The organism is Nitrospira sp. Nam74 (genome assembly GCF_965152615.1).
The window spans coordinates 3,642,872-3,660,282 of record NZ_OZ224220.1; the positions used below are offsets into that span (position 1 = coordinate 3,642,872).

Sequence of the window (17,411 nt, forward strand, 5' to 3'; positions counted from 1 at the left end):
GAAAAGGAGGACTCATGAACGGCAATGCAATTCTTCAATATCTACTGGGGGCCGGCTTCGTCGGAACGGTGATGATCGGAAGTGCGGCGGCCGCCGAGACCAACCTGAAAACGACAGCCAGCCGGTATTCCGTCACCGAGACGATCGAGCGAATCAACAACGCCGTCGTGGGAAAGGGCATGACCATCTTCGCTCGGATCGACCATAGCGAAGAAGCGAGAAAGGTCGGATTGGAGATGAAGCCGACGATCTTGCTGATCTTCGGAAATCCGAAGGGGGGAACCCCGCTGATGGTGGCTCAACCGACGGCCGCCATTGACCTGCCTATGAAAGCGCTGGCGTGGGAAGACAAAGACGGCAAAGTCTGGCTCACCTATAACGTATCTACCCTGCTGAATCAGCGGCACGGTGTGCCCGAAGATCTTGTTTCAAAGATCCAACCGGTGGAAACGCTCCTGGAGGCGGCGGTGAAATAGGCGTGGCTCACGTGCTTCTTTGCAGTTCTTGAAAATACAATCCATCGGCACTAGAGTTCGGATGTCCGCCCCAAGTCACAGGAGAACGTTTCCGCCTCAGTCAGCAAAAGCAGGACGGGACCGGTCGGTCGCTCGCGACGATGAAGGGGGTCTAGGCAATGCTTGGATGGGGACATCATCTTGCAGTCTGGTCCTCACTGGCTCTATGGCTTTGGGGCTGCTCTCCGTGCCGCCGGCATTGGAGCGCTTGCCGGACGCCTCGCCTCAGCCAGACACGTTCAAGGTCCTCACGTACAACACCTTGCATGGTTTGCAAGTCGAGCGATTTTGGGTTCGTCCCGGTGAAATGCTCGAACAGCAACTGGCTCGATTTCATCTCCGCGTGGAGCAATTGGCGAATGCAGAACCCGATGTGGCACTCCTGCAGGAAGTCAATCCGCTGCCTCACATGGCCGAACGATATGTCGAGGCCTTGCGGGCCCGCGGCCTACACTACTCCCAGGTTCACCAGGTTGACGCCTGCGGACTCCGCGTCCCAGGCCTCGCGCTTCTGAAGGAGCTCAACAATGGGCTCGTGATCCTCGCGAAAGCGCCGCTTCAACTTGAAAAACTCGATGGACTCAAACTCAGTGGGACCGGCAGTTGTCACGATGAAGTCGGATGGCAGCTCGGCGAGTTACGCTACGCGCTGATCGCGGAGATCAGGTCGCCGGCCACCCAGTCGAAATATCTGGTCAGCACGGCGCACCTGCACTCGGGCATCGAACGCGACATGTATTTTCTCCATGCCTTGCTGGAGGCGCACCAACAAGGCCGCCTCCAGCATTACGATCACTTGATGGCCGCGTTAAAAGGGGACCAGGAGCTTCGACTCCGGGAATTGCACACGTGGATCAAGGCGCTGCACCGGTACCAGGAGCAGGGTCCCTATGTAGGCCTGCTCATCGGTGGTGACTTTAATTTCGAGACCGGTTCCCCGGAGTATCGGGAACTGGAGCGCTTTGGGTTACAGGACACGGCGGAGCTGGCGCCAAAGATGCCAATGCTGAACACGTATGATCCTGCGCTGAATCCTCTGGCCGGTCATGAGGAAACGGGATTGCCGCCGGAGTTCGATCTCGCCATCGCGCCGGAATCGGCCGCTGACCGACAGGAAATCATTACCGACTACCGCCGCGCCATCAGCCAGGCGCGAAGAATCGATTTTCTATTCGGTATGTCGTTCATGTTAAAAGCCTGTTTCAAGCAGGCCTTGTTCGGACAAACCGTGTCGAGCGGCCGGCTCACCGGCTCCGACCACTACGGCGTCATCAACACCTATTCCTATCACATGCCCTGCTGAGCGCCAGAAAGCCGAAAAACAAAAAGCAGGCTATTGAAGGAGCGCCATGAAGGTTCCGTTCACAATCGGCACGGTCGGACACTTTGGCCTGGCCGTTCGTAATCCGCAGCGCAGCGCGAAATGGTTCATGAGCGTGCTGGGATTGCGCAAGGAGTTCGAATTCGATGAAGGTGTCGCAGTTGGCAACGACAGCGTGACGATCGCCTTGTCGAAAGGCAGGCCATCACCAGAAACCATTGGTCACATGTCGTTTCATTTGCCCAACATGGCCGCGCTGCGAAGAGCGCTCGAGCACTTGAAGAAGCACAAGGTCGAGGTAGAAGATCCGGGCAACGAAATCGGCCCCGAGGCTCCCGGCTCCCCCAACATGGGCGTATGGTTTCATGACCCGGACGGCTACCGCTGGGAGCTTTCCGTCCAAGGCGGAAAGTAGTGGCAAGTGCTGAGGGTGCTCTCGCGCCGACCGACACCGAGCATCGCAAGCGTCCCGAAGCGTATCTGCATGGCCCAGCAACATCAGTAACCCTCTGTTCATTTCATCGTTCCTACTTGTCTGTGGTGATCCTTCCCGCCGAACTTCGGCACAACCTCCTCTACTATTCTGACATCAGCATACGTAGACTATTCTGAGTCGAGACCGTGCTTCGGTGTCTGGCGCCTGTCTTAGCGCGTGTTGCCATTCAAGGTTCCCTGGAGGCTTCCGGCAATGACCATTAGACGTGCCGAGGCCGCATGGGTGATGCTATTGCTTGCTTCCGGATGTGCGACCGGTCAGCAAGCGCTGCTCCGTGGCCTGCCTCCTGCAGAAGAATTTGAAGCCCGCTGTGCACTATCGGTAAAGCCTTTCCATGGCGCTCGAACGGCTCAGTCCAGCAACCGGCTCGAGGAGCTGGAAGCAGCGCCGTTGCCTCCAGGGCTTTCGAGTCAAAGCCGGGAAATCGCGGAGACGATCGGTGTCCTGAATTTGATCAAGCTGATTTCGGCTCTTGAAGATCGACATGCGCAACAGGATCTGGCGGCTCATGTCCGTCTGCTCGACGCGCGACAGCAGCTGTCGAATCAGATCCAGTCGGCACTCTTCGAGGTAGAAAGTGCCACGGCCGAGGTGCGGTGTGAAAGGGAGCGTGCGGTTCTGCTCGCCGACCGCCTGGAAGACACCCTGAATAGAGACGTGAAGGTACTGACGGTGTCCGCCATCATCAGCGGAGCCGTCTTCGGTTTCGCGTCCGGCGGCTTGTTCCTTGCCGGCGTGACAACGGCCGGAACTGCCGTCGGCATTTCGGGAGGCGTGGTGGAGACGGTCTTAGGAGCGCTGGCACTCAACGATCAGCGCAGCGCTCCCTTCCAACACAAAAGAAATATCCTGCGCGAAATCTGGGTGGGGCCGGAGGACCAGAAAATTCTTCCCGACATGGTCTGGCGATTCTTGAATCAGCCCCTGAAGGAGGAACCGCGACATCGGTCGCTCCGCGACACACTCCTCTTACGATGGCGTGAGAATGACGGCCTCGCCACAGACGGATCGGACACGGAACGTCAACGGACTGCACTCCTCTTTGGACACGGCGGTGTCTATGAAATCGATGACTTGCGCGCCCGAGCCGCGATGCTCAGCCTCCTCGAAGCGGACATCAATCTCATGACGCAAGATCTGAATCTACTCATGGAAGAAGTGCTGGTCCGAGATCCTCGCGAGCCGTAGATTTGATTGAACTGAAGGAAGCAGCCTGCGTTGGGCGGACCTTACCTCGCACGATGCCATCTGCGACCTCCCCTGCCGGTTGCATCGGTGCAGTCCTACCATAACCGGCACTGGTCAGTATCATGCAGAGGCCAAACATAATTTGACCATGCTCGACTGCACGGACACTAACCTACCGTGCCTTCATATGCGCAACAAGCTGATCGAGGGCTTTGCCCCAGCCTTCGTGGAATCCCATTTCCTCATGTTGTTTTCGACCCGCCTCATCTTTGTGCATGGCGAGCGCGGTGTACTTGGTTCCTTTCTGATAGGGTTCAAGGAGAATGAACGCGGTGAACAAGAACAACCCGCACTCGGCCACCTCGCCGGCTATCGGGTTGGCCGGCCGGTAGCCAGGTGTAAGGGCATTGGTCCAGACAAGCTTTTCGTTCTTGATGATCTCAAGATAACACCCGACGTTGGGAAACTCCTGTCCTTCCGGTGACCGCATCACTGTGCGGAAAATGCCACCGGGACGAAGATCAATCTCGCACGCCACCGTTCTCCAGGGCTCTGGAGTGAACCATTGTGTCAGGTGCTCTGGGACGGTCCACGCATCCCAAACGAGGGCCGGCGGAAGGTCGACGATGCGTTCAAGGACGAGGTCAAGCCGAGGGTCGAACTGAGGAACCAAACGAGTCATCGCGGTCTCTCCTTCATGGTCTTGAGGTACATGCCTAATTGCTTCGCACGTGTGCCTGCGGAGATATGCCGTTGAGCAGATAAAATGCGCCGGTTGCGAGAATGATTGAGACGAGTCCCGCAACAAAGAGCCTTCTGACTGCTAAAAACCGGTCATATTGCACTATGAGAATGCGATCACCCTGGTTTTGCTTTTCAATGTGGGAAAAATCATGCGTGGGGTGAGACTGACGCAGCTTAACCAGTTCAGGTTCCCAGTGGGAGAGTCTCGTATTGGCCTCTTCGATGGTGGAGCGAGAAAAATTGTTCACAAAACCGATCAGCACCGGTGCCACGACCCACGCGAGGAGGAGGAATGCGGATCCATACAGCAAACTGACGAACAGTCGAGTCTGGTGATAACTTACGGCGATAGTGGCACGGGCTGCAGACGCAGCAATCACGCCATTGATCGCGAGCGCGTCTAAATACCACTGGGGGACCTGCCAGTGAAAAGGGAAAGGAATCCAGTCCACTAAACTGCGCATAAGGCCCCGGTAATAGGTCATGTAAAGCGCCGGCATGGCTGTAAGTTGAATGTCGCTCCAATGCTGGACCAAGCTGATGATGGCTGAGGCCGAAGCGAGAGTCCCGATCATGCCCATAGTCCATCCAAATGGCCCAAGAAGCTGTAAAGCTTTTTGTAGAGATGCATGCATTCTCAAGATGTGATTTTTCATCGAAGACTCTCCCTGAAGAGGAGGCGGACTAAGTCAATGGCTGCCTGCCTTGGCATGAAGAAACCGATGTCTGCAATCTATGGCGGTCGCCATCTTACTGCAAAGTCGGAACTGTATCTATCATGCCGGGGGCGATGAGGAGCGGTGCGGGCCACAGAGGTGATGGGGAGCATGGAAGGAGCCGATCGTGCCCTCGGGCGCCTGCTCAAGCCGCGAGCAGACATCGAATTCACGGCGCGGGATTTTAATCTACAAAGTGTGGCCCATAGGGTCCTTGATACAAGTGACAAGACCTCACTACAAGCGGAAGCTCTGAAATTATTGCTGACGCTTTTCTATTCCAGGATCAGAGCTGGCTCATGCCACCATCAACCACCAGCTCGGGGTCGACGATGAAGACCGACTTGGCTGATGCCAGATCGAGCACGGCACTCGCGAACGTCGTCCGGGTCCCGAAGCGCTTGATCGGGATCTGGGCCGGAATGCCCGACTCGACTGCCGGAAAGCTGCTCGAATGATTGAGAGGGATCATGCCCTCAGTCGAAGGCGGCGCAACGGTTCACCGAGAAGCGAGAGGAGCAGCACCCCGGCCATGATAACAAAGGCACTATGGAACGACGCGGAGAAGCCACCAAGGGTGATCAGCAGGACGGTGGCCGCGGCTGGGGGATGTGATGCATTCAACAGCAATTCTCCTGCGAAGGCTAGACCCAACGCCAGGGCGGAGGCAAGCACCCGGATGCCGACCAGATAATGGGTCACGAATACAGATGGAGCGTCGTTAGAACCGAACATTGCCACGACGAACAATGCAGAGACGACGGCGATGAGATGTCCGATGACGGCATTGTAAAACGACGCAGATTGCCCGGGCGAATGGGGAATCAGATAGGCCGTCGGACCGAGGCTGGCAAATAGCCAGGGTTGATCGAACAGCAAGCCGAAGAGGCCAATCACTGCGATGAGTCCGGCCACGACGGTTGGAGTCCATAGGATCTCCGGAACCTGTGGTACCATGGCACTAAGACTAAAGCCGGCGCCTGAACCGCATGGTCCTTGTCCTGAATGTTCGGTCGCGTGACGTGCGGGGCGCTCCGGTGCCTGCTCTGCTCCCATCTGTGCCATCCTTCTTGTCGTGCCCGGTCTGTATCAGTACGAGCACCTTTCCTCTTATCACTCACTTCAGAACATGTATTCCTATTGTGAAGGCTCCGGCAGAACGGCGAAAAGTGCCTCGACAATGATTCCCGCGTAGGATGAGGCCTGACGAAGTCGAACATCAGCAGAACAATGAGCGCGGGCACTTTTCTTTTTCGACATCTTGCTCTAGATCAGTTCCTTGCGGGTAAACAGAAAAAGAGGCCGACATCGTGCGTTCATCTGGTTCCTTAGGTCCAATGGCAGATTTCCAAGCGACTCCCGCTGGGATCCTGGAAAAAGACCGCGTAGTAATCCGGCCCTTCGTGATATCCGGGCGGTGATCAGCCCTCGAAGCATTGAACTGCTGCCTTCGACCAACATGATCCATGACCGTGCTTTACGCACAGTCAATCCTGTGCAGAACCGCTCAGGAAGCGCCGCGGCACTGCCACCGCCACGCGTCGTCTTTCCTGTTCGCCGCTGATCATGCCCAACCCGGCGAAGTGCCGGCAAAGCGCCAGTGCTTTACATAGGCAACAAGAAGATTGCTGTTGCGGTCGCTATGAGCCTCGACATCAGATGGACCTTTTCTTGCTTGAGATTTCTGTTGAACGAATAGAGGCAATGAGGACGCAATATGGCGGCTGCCGAATGGAAGGATATTTCAGGAAACGTCTTTGAGATGAAACGAAAGAACGCAGAATGGTGGCATCGTCGAAAGGGAGAGCCGAAAGAGAATTGGCGCAAAGGACATCCTCCGGGATTCCTTCAAAAGGCGAAGGCGCCATTGGACCAGCGCAGAGAGGGCTAGTTTCCACCCCTGGATCGCATACCTGCTGGCGGCCTGACAGATAGTGCAGGCAGGGTATTGTCCATGAATCCACGTTCCTCGGGTGATGCAGATCATGCGAACGCTGAGACCTTGGACCAACATGATGCATGACCGTGCTTTACGCACAGTCAATCCTGTGCAGAACCGCTCAGGAAGCGCCTCCACCTTTCTTACTTCCGCTTCCTTATCGAGGCATTACATGCGCGATGGTTGGCAACCGTCTTGCTTCGGCTGATACCCATTCAGCAGAGGGTGCTATGCCGCGCATCTCCCGACTCCTTATCGTTGATGATGATCCCCTCGTTCTCACGCTCCTGTCTCGACTGGCGACTTCTCGTCTCGAACAGGTAGGTGTTGAAACAGCCGACTCCCCCTACCTAGCGCTTGATCGCATCAAGACGACCTCGTTTGACCTCGTCATCAGCGATGTCAGGATGCCGGGGATGAACGGGCTCGAATTGGCCACGCATATTGGAACGATCAGTCCCTTCACCTTCATTGTGCTCATCAGTGGAGCCCGGGAGCATTCCGAATGGGTGTCGTCATGCAACATCTTTGCGTTCCTCGAAAAACCCATTGACCGCAATCTGTTCCTCCGCACCGTGTCGCAAGCCCTTGAGAATAGTCGCGCTCAATATGTCGCAGCAGAACAGACAACGGCTGTTGAATTAGCGCTGTACTCGCATTGCTACGGAGATTGAACCATCGTCCTCCGTTACTGACTCAGATCTCATCGTCTACTAGAGATGGCTCGGAAGCGTCCGGAGGACGCCGGGAGGTGCAGAAGTGAGAGCGATCATCGTATACCATGACAGGCGAGATTGGGCGATTGAGAAGCGCGAAGATGGCTATTGGTGTCTTCCGTTCGACGGCAATGAATGGCAGAAAGGGTTGCCGGCCGAAATGACTGTTGCAGACCTAGACCTGTTCTTACATGGAGGAGGGTGAATGCTCAGGAAAAAGTTCCGCATCACGCCGAGGCCACAGCACGAGATTCCAGTGATTCGGCATCAGGCAATAGATCGCGATGCGTATCAAGGTCTGGGCATGAGCATCGGCAAGAATCTTCTCAAGGCGCCGTAGTCAGCAGTTCTCAAACAGCGGGAGTCACCCGACACGGCGGTTCAGGACATGATAGGCAAGATCTTCAGCAGCGGCGCTGGCGACGAGCATAGCGGATCTTTTACCGACCCCTCCGCGAGGCTGGCAAGAAAAGACTCTCCAGCCCTTTTATCCTGTCGAGCAATAGTGTGACAAAGCCGGTGGCAAGCAGGAGCCAGGTGGAGGGTTCTGGAACAGCGGCAAATGTGGTATTCACATCAAATGCCAGGGTGACAGAGCATCCCGGCACGTTATCTCGGGTTGGAGGGCCAAGACGGCATGCGCCAGCTGCGTTGTAGTGGACGATTTCACCAATCGAGACCAGTGGCACATTGAGCGGGACCGGCCCTGCGTCACAGTGGACAAAGCGACACAGATCGCCAGCTTCAGCAACGACTCTTGCCCCAGCGAGTGTTGTTGCCGTCAATCGATGATCGCCGTTAAACGCAATGCCTCCATGCTGCGTTGGCACGCCTGCCGTCATTGAAAATATGTCACCAGGCGATGCCAAAACGAGGTAGGACAGCCGCAGCGTCACTTCGGGAAGCCCATTTGTAAAGCCGCCGATGTTCAGTCCCGACATGTGAAGGCCTGTTGAGGTCGCCGTGACATCAATCTCATGAATGGTCGGCAACATCGAGTACGAGTAGGAAGTGTTTGGATTGGGACCTCCAAAATCGGCGGGTGTGACACTGAGATTGGCAGTGAAGTTCGAATAGGTTAACGGACCATTGGAGAGGGATAGCCCCTGATTTGTCAAGGCGTCGAGTGACTCGGCATGTACATTAAACGCGGTCACGAAAATCGCCGCGAGCAACATCATGACCGTGAGGAGAAGTGCCTCTATGAGGCTCCCTCGCACAAAAGTTTTGAGCACCAAGAACCTGCTGCTGAGATCGTCTTGCACTGCCATGCCGGTCAGTAATGCATAATGCTGACCCGCTACACGCCTTTCGGAATAACAATGGCTTTGGGGAGAATCGAGGACAGGCCCACGGTTGAATGTCAGCCCATACGTCGACGGTGGACACGGGGCACCAGCGCGTAAGTTATTGAAGGTGCGGCTCCTTGTTAGTTAAAACATCGGCATTACTTAATAGTTTTCTGTGACAATTTTTCCGTCCGAAGAGAAACCTCCCCTCGGATGCTGAACCCGTAGCTTCGATTCCATCCAGTGATTCGGCATCAGGCAATAGGCCGGGATGCGTATCCGGGCGTGGGCCTCGGCCAGAATCTTCTCAAAAGCGGCGTAGTCAGCGGGTTCTCAAACAGCGGAAATCGCCGGACACGGCGGTTCAGGACATGATAGGCGAGATCTCCAGCGGCGAAGCGCGGGCGACGAGGCATGGCGGATCTTTAACCTAACCCTTCGCGAGGCTACCGGGGAAAGAGTCCTGAGCCCTTTTCTTTGTCCCACTGCGGGGCGGTGAGTGCATGCATCGCAATACCCATTCCGAGAATCGTGCACATAGATGAAAGACAAAGGGCATGAAGGTCTTTTCTCTGTGACTCCAGCGCTGACTGCACCATGTTAGGTATGCGGAGGAGTCGATGAAGGATGGGAGCGGCTTACCTGAATTTCTCTCGATCCTTTTGGAATTCTGGGTGGTATGGTCCTGCAGGAAGTCCATACCCAGGTTGGCCCGCGGCCATGTTATTGACCTGAATTGCAATGGGACGATATTGCACGGTTGTGGCGGTAATGGCCGCATTGACTGCGGCGACGACAAGAGCTCCGATGAGTCCCCCGCCGCCACCGCTGTTGCTATTGTGAACCATCTTCTGCTTTCCAGTCCACAACACAGCACCGCTGGTGGCATCCACGAGACGGTATTCGGCTCCCACGATAATGTTTGAAGCAAGAACGACGTAGGAGGTCGTCCAGTCCGTGATGGTCACATACAGAATCGAATCGGTGCCGAAAACTTCTTTCAGATTCCCGGGTGGGATGGCAGCGATTGCACCTTCGTCGGACGCCCCCAGGTCACTTAGAATATCTTGCACGAGAAACACTGGAAACACGTAATATCCACGCTCGGCAAATGCGGCGCTCACCGTCGTCAGAAAGATGGCCGGGGCATCTACGGCCGTTGTCTTATTGGCGGGTGGAATGACAAGAATCGAACGGGGTTGATGGTCAAAAAAATTCGCGTAATCCGGTTTGGGCTGCATGGCGCAACCAGAAAGGCCGAGGATCGCGCAAGCAGCAATAACACAAGAGAAGCATCTCATGGCGTTAGTTTTTTCTCCTTCTCTTTATCCTTCCGCCCCTGAATCCTAGAGAACCATCGTTTCCATTAGCGGTTTTGATTCCGGATATAACATGGCTTCCTTTTGCAATTCCTCGATAGCTTCTTCGGGTTTTCCTTGCTTGAACAGAAGATACCCGTAGTCCGCATGGATGCCGGGCCCGACCTTCATGTTGGTGGTCTGAGCTTCCTCGATGGTGGCGAGAAGCTTCGTCGTAGCGTCATTCTCCCCTCCGGCTCCGGCATGCTGCTGGCGATAAAAAAGACTCTCTTCGTAGGAGCCCCAGTAGAACTGTTTTTGGGGAAGGCATGCGGTCATGCTTAGCGCGCAGACGCAAAGCAGTGTGAATTTGAATACGCGCGGCATCATCGGGCCTCAATCGTGCGGGTTGAGTCTGTTCCGATGAACACTTTCTGTTTAAAGCGCACGAGGCCGGCTTCACGGATTTCGATCTCGTGTGTGCCTGGGGTGACGCCAAGTTGACCGCCTGCTCGATAAGCTTCACCAGTTCCGATCGCCTGGCCATCTACAAAAATCTCATCATGACCAGCGATATTGCAAAATCGGATGTATCCCTGATCTTTGTTCTGATCGACGTTTGACGTCGTGGTTTGTGAAACAGGGCCGAAAACCGGTGCGAACAACCCACACGCGGATAAGTGCAGGGCGCCGAGCAGGAATAGGCTGCGCAGTGCGACAGTGGTCATAACGCTCCTTCCCTTTAGAACTGGATTAAGTGATCAATCGTCGGCACTGGCCCATTGACGATCCGGCAGAGTGAACCCTCATTAGTCTCCGAATCCCCGAAGAACGACAGCACCTCCAGTTCACCGACTTGGGAATGAGGCAACTGTATATTGAATCCGGTTTGTGGGCTCTTGATGACTTTGCCTGCGTTCATGACCTTCAGGTGGTCACCTACGCGTAGTCCCTGGCGTGCCCCCCCAGACACAATAACGTTGAGGCCTTCCACCGCCAGAATGCCCGTGGTCCATGGTTTATCCGCAAGCTTGTTGATGAGCTTATCCACCAGATTCACAACCGCTGCAGAGAGAGCTTTGTCATTTAGGGTTGAATCAAACGTCGCTCGATCGCCGAGTCCGAGGATTGTTGACTGTTCAAGCGTGGCATCTCCCGCACCGTCGTCGCTAAAGAAGGCATGACCAGTCCGAGGATCGACGAGTCGGGCGTTTACCTTGGCATGAGCGATCTGCTGACGTGATCTAGAAAACATCTGGACTTCACCGACATCCTTGCGGCCGAACTCGGCAATGGATCCGAAAATTAAAGCATCGACACCTACCATGCTTTGCTTGAATTGTTCATGGCTCAGTCCCATTAACTCGCTTTCGGCTTCTAGCTTGTTGAGATCCTGCCGTTCGAGCACGATAAACTTTCCTGATCGAGTTAATTCGGTCGAAAGCATGTCTGCTGCCTGTTTGCCTAGCCGGTCGAAACTCGGGTCACGGTTGTAGGCCTCGCCAAATAAACTTGGCGACATGGACCGGGCTTCATTGGTGAACCGCGCCACGGCAACTTTTTGCTTCAGGATGCGCGCCGCGGCACTTGGAGAGGAGGAAGAAACGTTGGTCGGAGCCTGAGCGGCTGGATTTGATGCGGTAGGACGTGAATCCACCATTTCTCGTTTGTCATAGCTCGCACAGCCGGCGCAGAACATAAGAAAAGCCACGAAACAGGGAAGACGCCTCATAATCACCTCAGTTAAAGACGGGCATAGCCCCGTCCCAAGTGGGCCACAAGATACCATCCTTATATACGTATTGTAAACTAGTTACTTATGGTGAAGTAGCAGTTTTTTAAATCGAAACGGGAAGAGAGAAAGATGACGGGTCTCATTTACTTGAAGGAAGCTTTCTCTAGAAGACGTGACATGCAGACGGACTGCGAATGACATCGTTACTCGTTGAGGAGGAGACGAAGAAGGAAGTTACTGGAGGCGAATAACGCATACGCCTCACTCGGGAGTTATTCAAAATCAGGTGCATCTGTCGGTGAGCCATCCGACGCAGGAGGGCTGCCAGTCCGGTTCGCAACAACAGCTAGGTGGCGGCTCGGCAACGGCGGTTGAACCCACGCTGAGTGATGAAGGCAGGAACGTCGTGAGACTGGGAATTGTACCGGTCTCAACAACGACTGAGCGGCACCACGGGCCATGGTCGTCTCCAGAACACCTCGCCGATACACAGTAGAACGTAACCCATGCAGCGTTTTTCTCCTGAGGCTCACTCACGCATTCGACATTTGTCTGAAGCGGTGCAGTTACTCGTCCAAGCGTATCGATTCTGAACTCGAGTAGGAGAGCGAAAGTTCAAGCGGAGACTTCGACGTATTCAACCGGCCGGGGGAATGGGCAGGTTATCGGCTCGTAGGCCTTCGAGATAGAATGCAATAGCTTCGCGGATTACATTTACGGTTTCCCGAATCGTGGCGCCCGTAGCCACACATCCGGACAAGTCGTACAAAGGCGGCATAGTCCAACGCGAATTGTTCAATGACGATGGCATAGCGCATAGTCTGCTCTACTTCTTCCAACCAGCTTGCTTGAAGATCTTATTCAGCGAGCAAAATGGGTGCCCGCTGGTCATGTATGAATAGAACGCGGACACCGTATTGCCCGTCCTCCCGATTTCGCGGAGCGCATCGTTGTGGTAAGCCTCATGTCAGGATTCTTGGAACTCCTCCTAAAACCGTCTATGAATCATGCGAAACCCGCATCGAAGTTCCTGTACCACGAGCAAGGCCGCCGTCATACTCACTATCAGCCTCTTTCTGTCGATTGGAATAGCCCATCTGTCCGGTTGCAAGAGAGAATCGGCTTCTCCTCCTCCCCGTCCGTTGCCTGAAGTTCACGTCATAGAAGCCACGTATCAAACCGTCCCGGATGAACCGGAGTTTATCGGGGAAGCGGAGGCTTCCCGCATCGTGGAGATCCGTTCGCAAGTAACCGGGATCATGAAGGACCGGTTTTTCTCTGAGGGACGGGATGTTCATAAAGGAGAGCCCCTCTATCGCATCGATCCGGTGCCGTTCAAAGCGGCCTACGTCAGCGCCAAAGCAAGGGTGTCCGAAGCTAAAGCCAGACTTGTCCAAGCCCGTCAAAATCTCGCGCGGGTGAAGCCCCTTTTGGCCGAGCAGGCCGTCAGCCAGAAGGATATGGACGATGCAGTGGCCGAGCAGCTTGCTGCGAAGGCAGCGCTGGAAGCAGCAGAAGGAGATGTCATTAAGGCCACGTTCGATCTCGACAATACGCTGATCACCGCTCCCACCGACGGCTTGATCGAACGGACCCGTTATTATGAGGGACGGCTGGTCACCGCCCAGACGGACCTGTTGACCGTGATCCACCAGATAGACCCGATGTATGTGATCGTCAGCGCCCCCGAGACCTTTCTGCTCAAGCGCCGGCGGGACATCATTGCGAAGCGCATCGAACATCCGGGGATCTACCGGTTGACGGGGGAGCTTACCTTCGTGGACGGGACAAGGTATCAGCATGAAGGCGTCCTGGACTTTGCCGACGTGGGGCTGAGCGCCGAAACAGGATCGCGTCAGGCCCGGGTCGTCTTCCCCAATCCCGATCGCGAACTCATGCCCAGTCAGTTCGTCACCGTGCGGTTCCATGGTGTGTCGAAGCCCAATGCCATTCTTGTCCCGCAGCGCGCGGTGCAGCAGGGTCCGAAGGGACCGGTCGTCTATGTGGTCGGCGACGAAAACAAGGTGGCCAGCCGTGATGTCAAGGCGACGGTGTGGCGTGGCGATGACTGGCTCATTGAGGACGGTTTGCGCCCGGGCGAGTTGGTTGTGATCGATGGATTCCAGCGTCTCATGCCCGGCGCAGAGGTGAAGCCGATGAAGTCAGAGGCACCTCATACCGCTGAAGATGGAACGCCGGCCGCTGCTGCCCGTCCCGAAGGGACCCGATGACTCCCACGTTCTTCATCGATCGCCCGATCTTCGCGTCGGTGCTCTCGATCGTCATCGTCGTGGTGGGTCTGGCCGCCATGCAGGCCTTGCCCATCGCGCAGTTTCCGCCAATCACGCCTCCTATGGTGCAGGTCGAAGCGGATTATCCCGGTGCCAGTGCCGAGGTGGTCGCGGACTCGGTGGCGCGGCCCATCGAGTTACAGCTGCCCGGCATCGATAATCTCCTGTACTTCGACTCGACGAGTAGCAATGACGGCCACCTGACGATCCGATTGACCTTTGAGATCGGAACGGACGTCGATATCGCGCAGGTCCAGACCCAGAATCGCGAGAAGCTGGCGGAACCGCAGCTTCCGCCGGAAGTCATCCGCCAGGGCATCACAGTCAAGAAGATGTCCCCTGACCTCCTCACGGTCATGGTGTTGCAATCGAGCGATCCGCAACAGGATGCCTTTACGCTGGCCAATTTCGCCATTCTTCGCATCATCGACAACATCAAACGTCTGCCCGGCGTGGGCGACGCGATGGTATTCGGGCAGCAGAACTATAGTATGCGGCTGATTCTCAATCCCGTGCGCATGGCTCAACTGAATCTCACCCCGACGGATATCGTGACGGTCGTGCGAGAGCAGAATCGTGATTTTCCGGCCGGGACAGTCGGGCGGGAGCCCATGCCGAACGGCAGCGAGTTGACGCTGCCGCTCATCACGGAAGGCCGGATGTCGGAAGTCGGCGAGTTCGAGGAGATGATCGTACGGGCGCTGCCGAACGGCTCGACTGTTCGCCTCAAGGACGTTGCGAGGATCGAGCTCGGAGCACAATCATACGTACTCGAAGGGCGCTACAACCGGAAACCGACCGCGCTGCTCATCACCTTTCTCTCTCCCGGCGCCAACGCACTCGACACGGTGAAACGCATCCGCCATGAGATGGAGGATCTCGCCAAGATTTTTCCGTCCGGCGTGACCTACGACATTCCCTACGACACGACGCGGTTTGTCGAAGTGTCGATCAAAGAGGTCGTCGCCACATTACGGGATGCGATGATCCTGGTCCTCCTTGTCGTGTATCTCTTTCTCCAGAGTTGGCGCGCCACATTAATTCCCGCCACGGCGGTGCCGGTGTCCCTGATCGGTACTTTTGCCGGCATGTCGGCGCTCGGATTTTCCATCAATACCCTCACCTTGTTCGGGTTGGTCCTCGCTATCGGGATTGTCGTCGATGATGCCATCGTGGTGGTCGAGAATGTCGAGCGCCACATGGCCAACGGGCTCGCGCCAAAAGACGCGGCGAAGAAGGCCATGAGCGAGGTCACCGGACCGGTGATCGCCATCGTGCTGGTCCTCTGTGCCGTGTTTGTGCCGGTCGGATTCCTCGGCGGCATTACCGGTCAATTGTACAAGCAGTTTGCGGTTACGATTGCGGTATCGGTGGCGATCTCCGGGTTCGTGGCGCTGACCTTGAGTCCAGCTCTCTGCGCCTTGGTGCTGAAACCCGGCCATGAAGCCCGCCGCGGGTTCTTCGGTCTGTTCAATCGGGCTTTTGATTGGGTCCAACGCCATTACGCCATGAGCGTGGCGTTCACATTGAAACACACGGTGCTTTCACTCGCCCTCTTCGGGGTGGTGATCGTGATCGCAGCAAGTCTATTCAAGGCTGTGCCGATGGCCTTCTTGCCGGAGGAAGACCAGGGCTACTTCATCACGGTCGTGCAACTGCCGGATGGGGCGTCGAAGAAGAGGACGGATGCCGCCTCGGACCGGGTCGAAGAATATTATCTGTCGATCCCGGCCGTATACGGGACCCAGACTCTTTCAGGTCAGAACTTCGTCTTCAACACCCGCGGCACCAATACCGCGACCATGTTCGCGCCTCTTAAACCTTGGGATGAACGGGAGGGCAAAGAGAATCATGTCAAGAGCATCATCGGCGGCGCCTTTCGCGAGTTCGCCAAGATTCCTGAAGCGCTGATCCTCGCATTCAACGCTCCTTCCATTCGAGGTTTGGGCGCGACGGGCGGCTTTTCGGTGCAGGTGCAGGATCCCAGCGGAGGGGATTTCAAGAAGTTTGCGGCGGTGGCTCAAGAGTTTGTAGCCAAAGCCAGGCAGGATCCGGCGATCGGAGCGGCCAGCACAAGCTTTCGGGTCAACGCCCCGCGGGTGTATGCCAAGATCAATCGGGAGCGGGCCAAAGCGCTCGGGGTCCCGATTTCGGAAGTCTTCGACACGCTCCAGGCCTTTTTCGGCAATCTCTACGTCAATGACTTCGTCAAGTTCGGCCGGGTCTATCGCGTTCAGACCGAGGCGGAGCCGCAGTACCGATCCAGTCCTTCCGACATCAACAAGATCTACGTGCGCGCGCTGAACGCATTGGATGGGCAAGGCCCTACGATGATCCCGCTCGACACTGTCGTCACGACCAGCTACAGCAGCGGGCCCGACCCCGTGACGCATTTCAATGGATTCAATACCGCCCTCGTGCTGGGCTCTGAGGCGCCCGGCTACAGTTCCGGTCAGGCGCTGGATGCCTTGGAGCAGGCCGCGCAGGAGGTGTTGATTCCGCAAGGGTTCGACATTGACTGGAGCGGCATCTCGTATCAGGAACGAAAGGTAGGGGCGCAATCGGTCCTGGCGTTTGGATTCGGATTGCTCATGGTGTTTCTGGTGCTGGCCGCGCAATACGAGAGTTGGACTGTGCCGTTCGCAGTGATTCTCGCCGTGCCCTTCGGCGTGTTCGGGGCGCTATTGGCCGTGTGGCTTGCGGGCATGGCCAATGACATCTACTTCCAGATCGGCTTGGTCACCCTCATCGGCTTGGCGGCGAAAAATGCGATTCTCATCGTAGAGTTTGCGAATCAGCGATATGAGCATGGCCTATCATTGTTTAATGCAGCGATGGAAGCGGCCAGACTGCGCTTCCGGCCGATCATCATGACATCGATGGCCTTCATTCTCGGCGTGGTGCCCTTGGTGATCGCGTCGGGCGCCGGTGCCGCCGGTCGCCATAGCATCGGCACCGGCGTGCTCGGCGGGATGCTGGCGGCCACGTTTCTGGCCATCTTTTTTGTGCCGTTGTTTTTTGTGATCATCCGCAAACTGAGCCCAGGCACGAACCTCGACCGGCGGGAGTAGCCACACGGGCAGTGTCGTCGCCCCCTCACAAATGAAGATAGAAGGAGCACCAAGGGTCGGGAGTCTTTTATTGCCACAATTCTGGCGGCAGG

At 56.2% G+C, this 17,411-nt stretch carries 18 protein-coding genes; 9 read left to right on the forward strand and 9 right to left on the reverse strand.

The genetic code is table 11. The features are described 5' to 3' along the window. The first annotated feature begins 14 nt into the window (after positions 1-14). The 4 genes from ACWHYZ_RS17110 to ACWHYZ_RS17125 all read left to right on the forward strand — a co-directional run bounded on the left by ACWHYZ_RS17110 (position 15) and on the right by ACWHYZ_RS17125 (position 3,520). Positions 15-476, forward strand: coding sequence for a DUF302 domain-containing protein (locus tag ACWHYZ_RS17110; protein ID WP_447983886.1), 462 nt, complete (start codon positions 15-17; stop codon positions 474-476). 166 nt (positions 477-642) lie between these two features. After that, entirely contained in the window at positions 643-1,818 is a 1,176-nt protein-coding gene (locus ACWHYZ_RS17115) for an endonuclease/exonuclease/phosphatase family protein (protein ID WP_447983887.1), read from the forward strand. Between the two features lie 46 nt (positions 1,819-1,864). After that, the gene (locus ACWHYZ_RS17120) at positions 1,865-2,251 is read left to right on the forward strand and encodes a VOC family protein (protein WP_447983888.1); all 387 of its coding nucleotides are present in this window, start codon (positions 1,865-1,867) and stop codon (positions 2,249-2,251) included. 273 nt (positions 2,252-2,524) lie between these two features. Beyond that, the gene (locus ACWHYZ_RS17125; protein WP_447983889.1) at positions 2,525-3,520 is read left to right on the forward strand and encodes a hypothetical protein; all 996 of its coding nucleotides are present in this window, start codon (positions 2,525-2,527) and stop codon (positions 3,518-3,520) included. Between the two features lie 172 nt (positions 3,521-3,692). On the opposite strand, the gene ACWHYZ_RS17130 is transcribed toward ACWHYZ_RS17125, so the two are convergent. The 4 genes from ACWHYZ_RS17130 to ACWHYZ_RS17145 form a co-directional block, all read right to left on the reverse strand. After that, positions 3,693-4,202: an SRPBCC family protein gene (locus ACWHYZ_RS17130; protein ID WP_447983890.1), complete on the reverse strand. Its 510-nt coding sequence runs from the start codon at positions 4,200-4,202 to the stop codon at positions 3,693-3,695. A gap of 34 nt (positions 4,203-4,236) precedes the next feature. Then, the gene (locus ACWHYZ_RS17135) at positions 4,237-4,920 is read right to left on the reverse strand and encodes a hypothetical protein (RefSeq protein WP_447983891.1); all 684 of its coding nucleotides are present in this window, start codon (positions 4,918-4,920) and stop codon (positions 4,237-4,239) included. Positions 4,921-5,266: 346 nt separating this feature from the next. Then, positions 5,267-5,452: a hypothetical protein gene (locus ACWHYZ_RS17140; protein ID WP_447983892.1), complete on the reverse strand. Its 186-nt coding sequence runs from the start codon at positions 5,450-5,452 to the stop codon at positions 5,267-5,269. Beyond that, positions 5,449-6,036, reverse strand: coding sequence for an HPP family protein (locus tag ACWHYZ_RS17145; RefSeq protein ID WP_447983893.1), 588 nt, complete (start codon positions 6,034-6,036; stop codon positions 5,449-5,451). Before ACWHYZ_RS17145 ends, ACWHYZ_RS17140 begins: the two co-directional genes overlap by 4 nt. 661 nt (positions 6,037-6,697) lie before the next feature. On the opposite strand from ACWHYZ_RS17145, the gene ACWHYZ_RS17150 reads away from it, so the two are divergent. The 3 genes from ACWHYZ_RS17150 (at position 6,698) to ACWHYZ_RS17160 (ending at position 7,975) form a co-directional block, all read left to right on the forward strand. Beyond that, the gene (locus tag ACWHYZ_RS17150; RefSeq protein ID WP_447983894.1) at positions 6,698-6,871 is read left to right on the forward strand and encodes a hypothetical protein; all 174 of its coding nucleotides are present in this window, start codon (positions 6,698-6,700) and stop codon (positions 6,869-6,871) included. 278 nt (positions 6,872-7,149) lie between these two features. Then, complete coding sequence (locus ACWHYZ_RS17155; RefSeq protein WP_447983895.1) at positions 7,150-7,593, forward strand: response regulator; 444 nt, start codon at positions 7,150-7,152, stop codon at positions 7,591-7,593. Positions 7,594-7,840: 247 nt separating this feature from the next. Then, positions 7,841-7,975 (forward strand): hypothetical protein, encoded by a 135-nt coding sequence (locus tag ACWHYZ_RS17160; RefSeq protein ID WP_447983896.1) that lies wholly within the window; start codon positions 7,841-7,843, stop codon positions 7,973-7,975. Positions 7,976-8,075: 100 nt separating this feature from the next. Here ACWHYZ_RS17160 and ACWHYZ_RS17165 read toward each other — a convergent pair whose 3' ends face one another. From ACWHYZ_RS17165 to ACWHYZ_RS17185, 5 genes are all read right to left on the reverse strand, one after another. After that, complete coding sequence (locus ACWHYZ_RS17165; RefSeq protein ID WP_447983897.1) at positions 8,076-8,870, reverse strand: PEP-CTERM sorting domain-containing protein; 795 nt, start codon at positions 8,868-8,870, stop codon at positions 8,076-8,078. A 692-nt stretch (positions 8,871-9,562) separates the two neighbouring features. After that, positions 9,563-10,165 carry a GNA1162 family protein gene (locus ACWHYZ_RS17170; protein WP_447983898.1) on the reverse strand — a complete coding sequence of 201 codons (603 nt, stop codon included), beginning with the start codon at positions 10,163-10,165 and terminating at the stop codon, positions 9,563-9,565. A gap of 105 nt (positions 10,166-10,270) precedes the next feature. Further along, the gene (locus ACWHYZ_RS17175; RefSeq protein WP_447983899.1) at positions 10,271-10,612 is read right to left on the reverse strand and encodes a DUF4810 domain-containing protein; all 342 of its coding nucleotides are present in this window, start codon (positions 10,610-10,612) and stop codon (positions 10,271-10,273) included. Beyond that, positions 10,609-10,950 (reverse strand): hypothetical protein, encoded by a 342-nt coding sequence (locus tag ACWHYZ_RS17180; RefSeq protein ID WP_447983900.1) that lies wholly within the window; start codon positions 10,948-10,950, stop codon positions 10,609-10,611. The genes ACWHYZ_RS17175 and ACWHYZ_RS17180 overlap by 4 nt, the downstream gene beginning before the upstream one ends. 14 nt (positions 10,951-10,964) lie before the next feature. Beyond that, complete coding sequence (locus ACWHYZ_RS17185) at positions 10,965-11,954, reverse strand: CsgG/HfaB family protein (protein WP_447983901.1); 990 nt, start codon at positions 11,952-11,954, stop codon at positions 10,965-10,967. 1,010 nt (positions 11,955-12,964) lie between these two features. On the opposite strand from ACWHYZ_RS17185, the gene ACWHYZ_RS17190 reads away from it, so the two are divergent. Together ACWHYZ_RS17190 and ACWHYZ_RS17195 are read left to right on the forward strand one after the other, a co-directional pair. Continuing rightward, positions 12,965-14,188: an efflux RND transporter periplasmic adaptor subunit gene (locus tag ACWHYZ_RS17190; RefSeq protein ID WP_447983902.1), complete on the forward strand. Its 1,224-nt coding sequence runs from the start codon at positions 12,965-12,967 to the stop codon at positions 14,186-14,188. Beyond that, positions 14,185-17,319: a multidrug efflux RND transporter permease subunit gene (locus tag ACWHYZ_RS17195; protein ID WP_447983903.1), complete on the forward strand. Its 3,135-nt coding sequence runs from the start codon at positions 14,185-14,187 to the stop codon at positions 17,317-17,319. The genes ACWHYZ_RS17190 and ACWHYZ_RS17195 overlap by 4 nt, the downstream gene beginning before the upstream one ends. The last annotated feature ends 92 nt before the right edge of the window (positions 17,320-17,411 follow it).

Excerpts from the sequence above, each read along its gene's own strand:
- ACWHYZ_RS17170 (WP_447983898.1), bottom strand. The coding sequence starts at position 10,165 with ATGCAGCCCAAACCGGATTACGCGAATTTTTTTGACCATCAACCCCGT.
- ACWHYZ_RS17175 (WP_447983899.1), bottom strand. The coding sequence starts at position 10,612 with ATGATGCCGCGCGTATTCAAATTCACACTGCTTTGCGTCTGCGCGCTA.
- ACWHYZ_RS17135 (WP_447983891.1), bottom strand. The coding sequence starts at position 4,920 with ATGAAAAATCACATCTTGAGAATGCATGCATCTCTACAAAAAGCTTTA.
- ACWHYZ_RS17155 (WP_447983895.1), top strand. The coding sequence starts at position 7,150 with ATGCCGCGCATCTCCCGACTCCTTATCGTTGATGATGATCCCCTCGTT.
- ACWHYZ_RS17125 (WP_447983889.1), top strand. The coding sequence starts at position 2,525 with ATGACCATTAGACGTGCCGAGGCCGCATGGGTGATGCTATTGCTTGCT.
- ACWHYZ_RS17130 (WP_447983890.1), bottom strand. The coding sequence starts at position 4,202 with ATGACTCGTTTGGTTCCTCAGTTCGACCCTCGGCTTGACCTCGTCCTT.
- ACWHYZ_RS17140 (WP_447983892.1), bottom strand. The coding sequence starts at position 5,452 with ATGATCCCTCTCAATCATTCGAGCAGCTTTCCGGCAGTCGAGTCGGGC.
- ACWHYZ_RS17180 (WP_447983900.1), bottom strand. The coding sequence starts at position 10,950 with ATGACCACTGTCGCACTGCGCAGCCTATTCCTGCTCGGCGCCCTGCAC.
- ACWHYZ_RS17110 (WP_447983886.1), top strand. The coding sequence starts at position 15 with ATGAACGGCAATGCAATTCTTCAATATCTACTGGGGGCCGGCTTCGTC.
- ACWHYZ_RS17150 (WP_447983894.1), top strand. The coding sequence starts at position 6,698 with ATGGCGGCTGCCGAATGGAAGGATATTTCAGGAAACGTCTTTGAGATG.
- ACWHYZ_RS17190 (WP_447983902.1), top strand. The coding sequence starts at position 12,965 with ATGCGAAACCCGCATCGAAGTTCCTGTACCACGAGCAAGGCCGCCGTC.
- ACWHYZ_RS17120 (WP_447983888.1), top strand. The coding sequence starts at position 1,865 with ATGAAGGTTCCGTTCACAATCGGCACGGTCGGACACTTTGGCCTGGCC.
- ACWHYZ_RS17185 (WP_447983901.1), bottom strand. The coding sequence starts at position 11,954 with ATGAGGCGTCTTCCCTGTTTCGTGGCTTTTCTTATGTTCTGCGCCGGC.
- ACWHYZ_RS17115 (WP_447983887.1), top strand. The coding sequence starts at position 643 with ATGGGGACATCATCTTGCAGTCTGGTCCTCACTGGCTCTATGGCTTTG.
- ACWHYZ_RS17195 (WP_447983903.1), top strand. The coding sequence starts at position 14,185 with ATGACTCCCACGTTCTTCATCGATCGCCCGATCTTCGCGTCGGTGCTC.
- ACWHYZ_RS17145 (WP_447983893.1), bottom strand. The coding sequence starts at position 6,036 with ATGGGAGCAGAGCAGGCACCGGAGCGCCCCGCACGTCACGCGACCGAA.
- ACWHYZ_RS17160 (WP_447983896.1), top strand. The coding sequence starts at position 7,841 with ATGCTCAGGAAAAAGTTCCGCATCACGCCGAGGCCACAGCACGAGATT.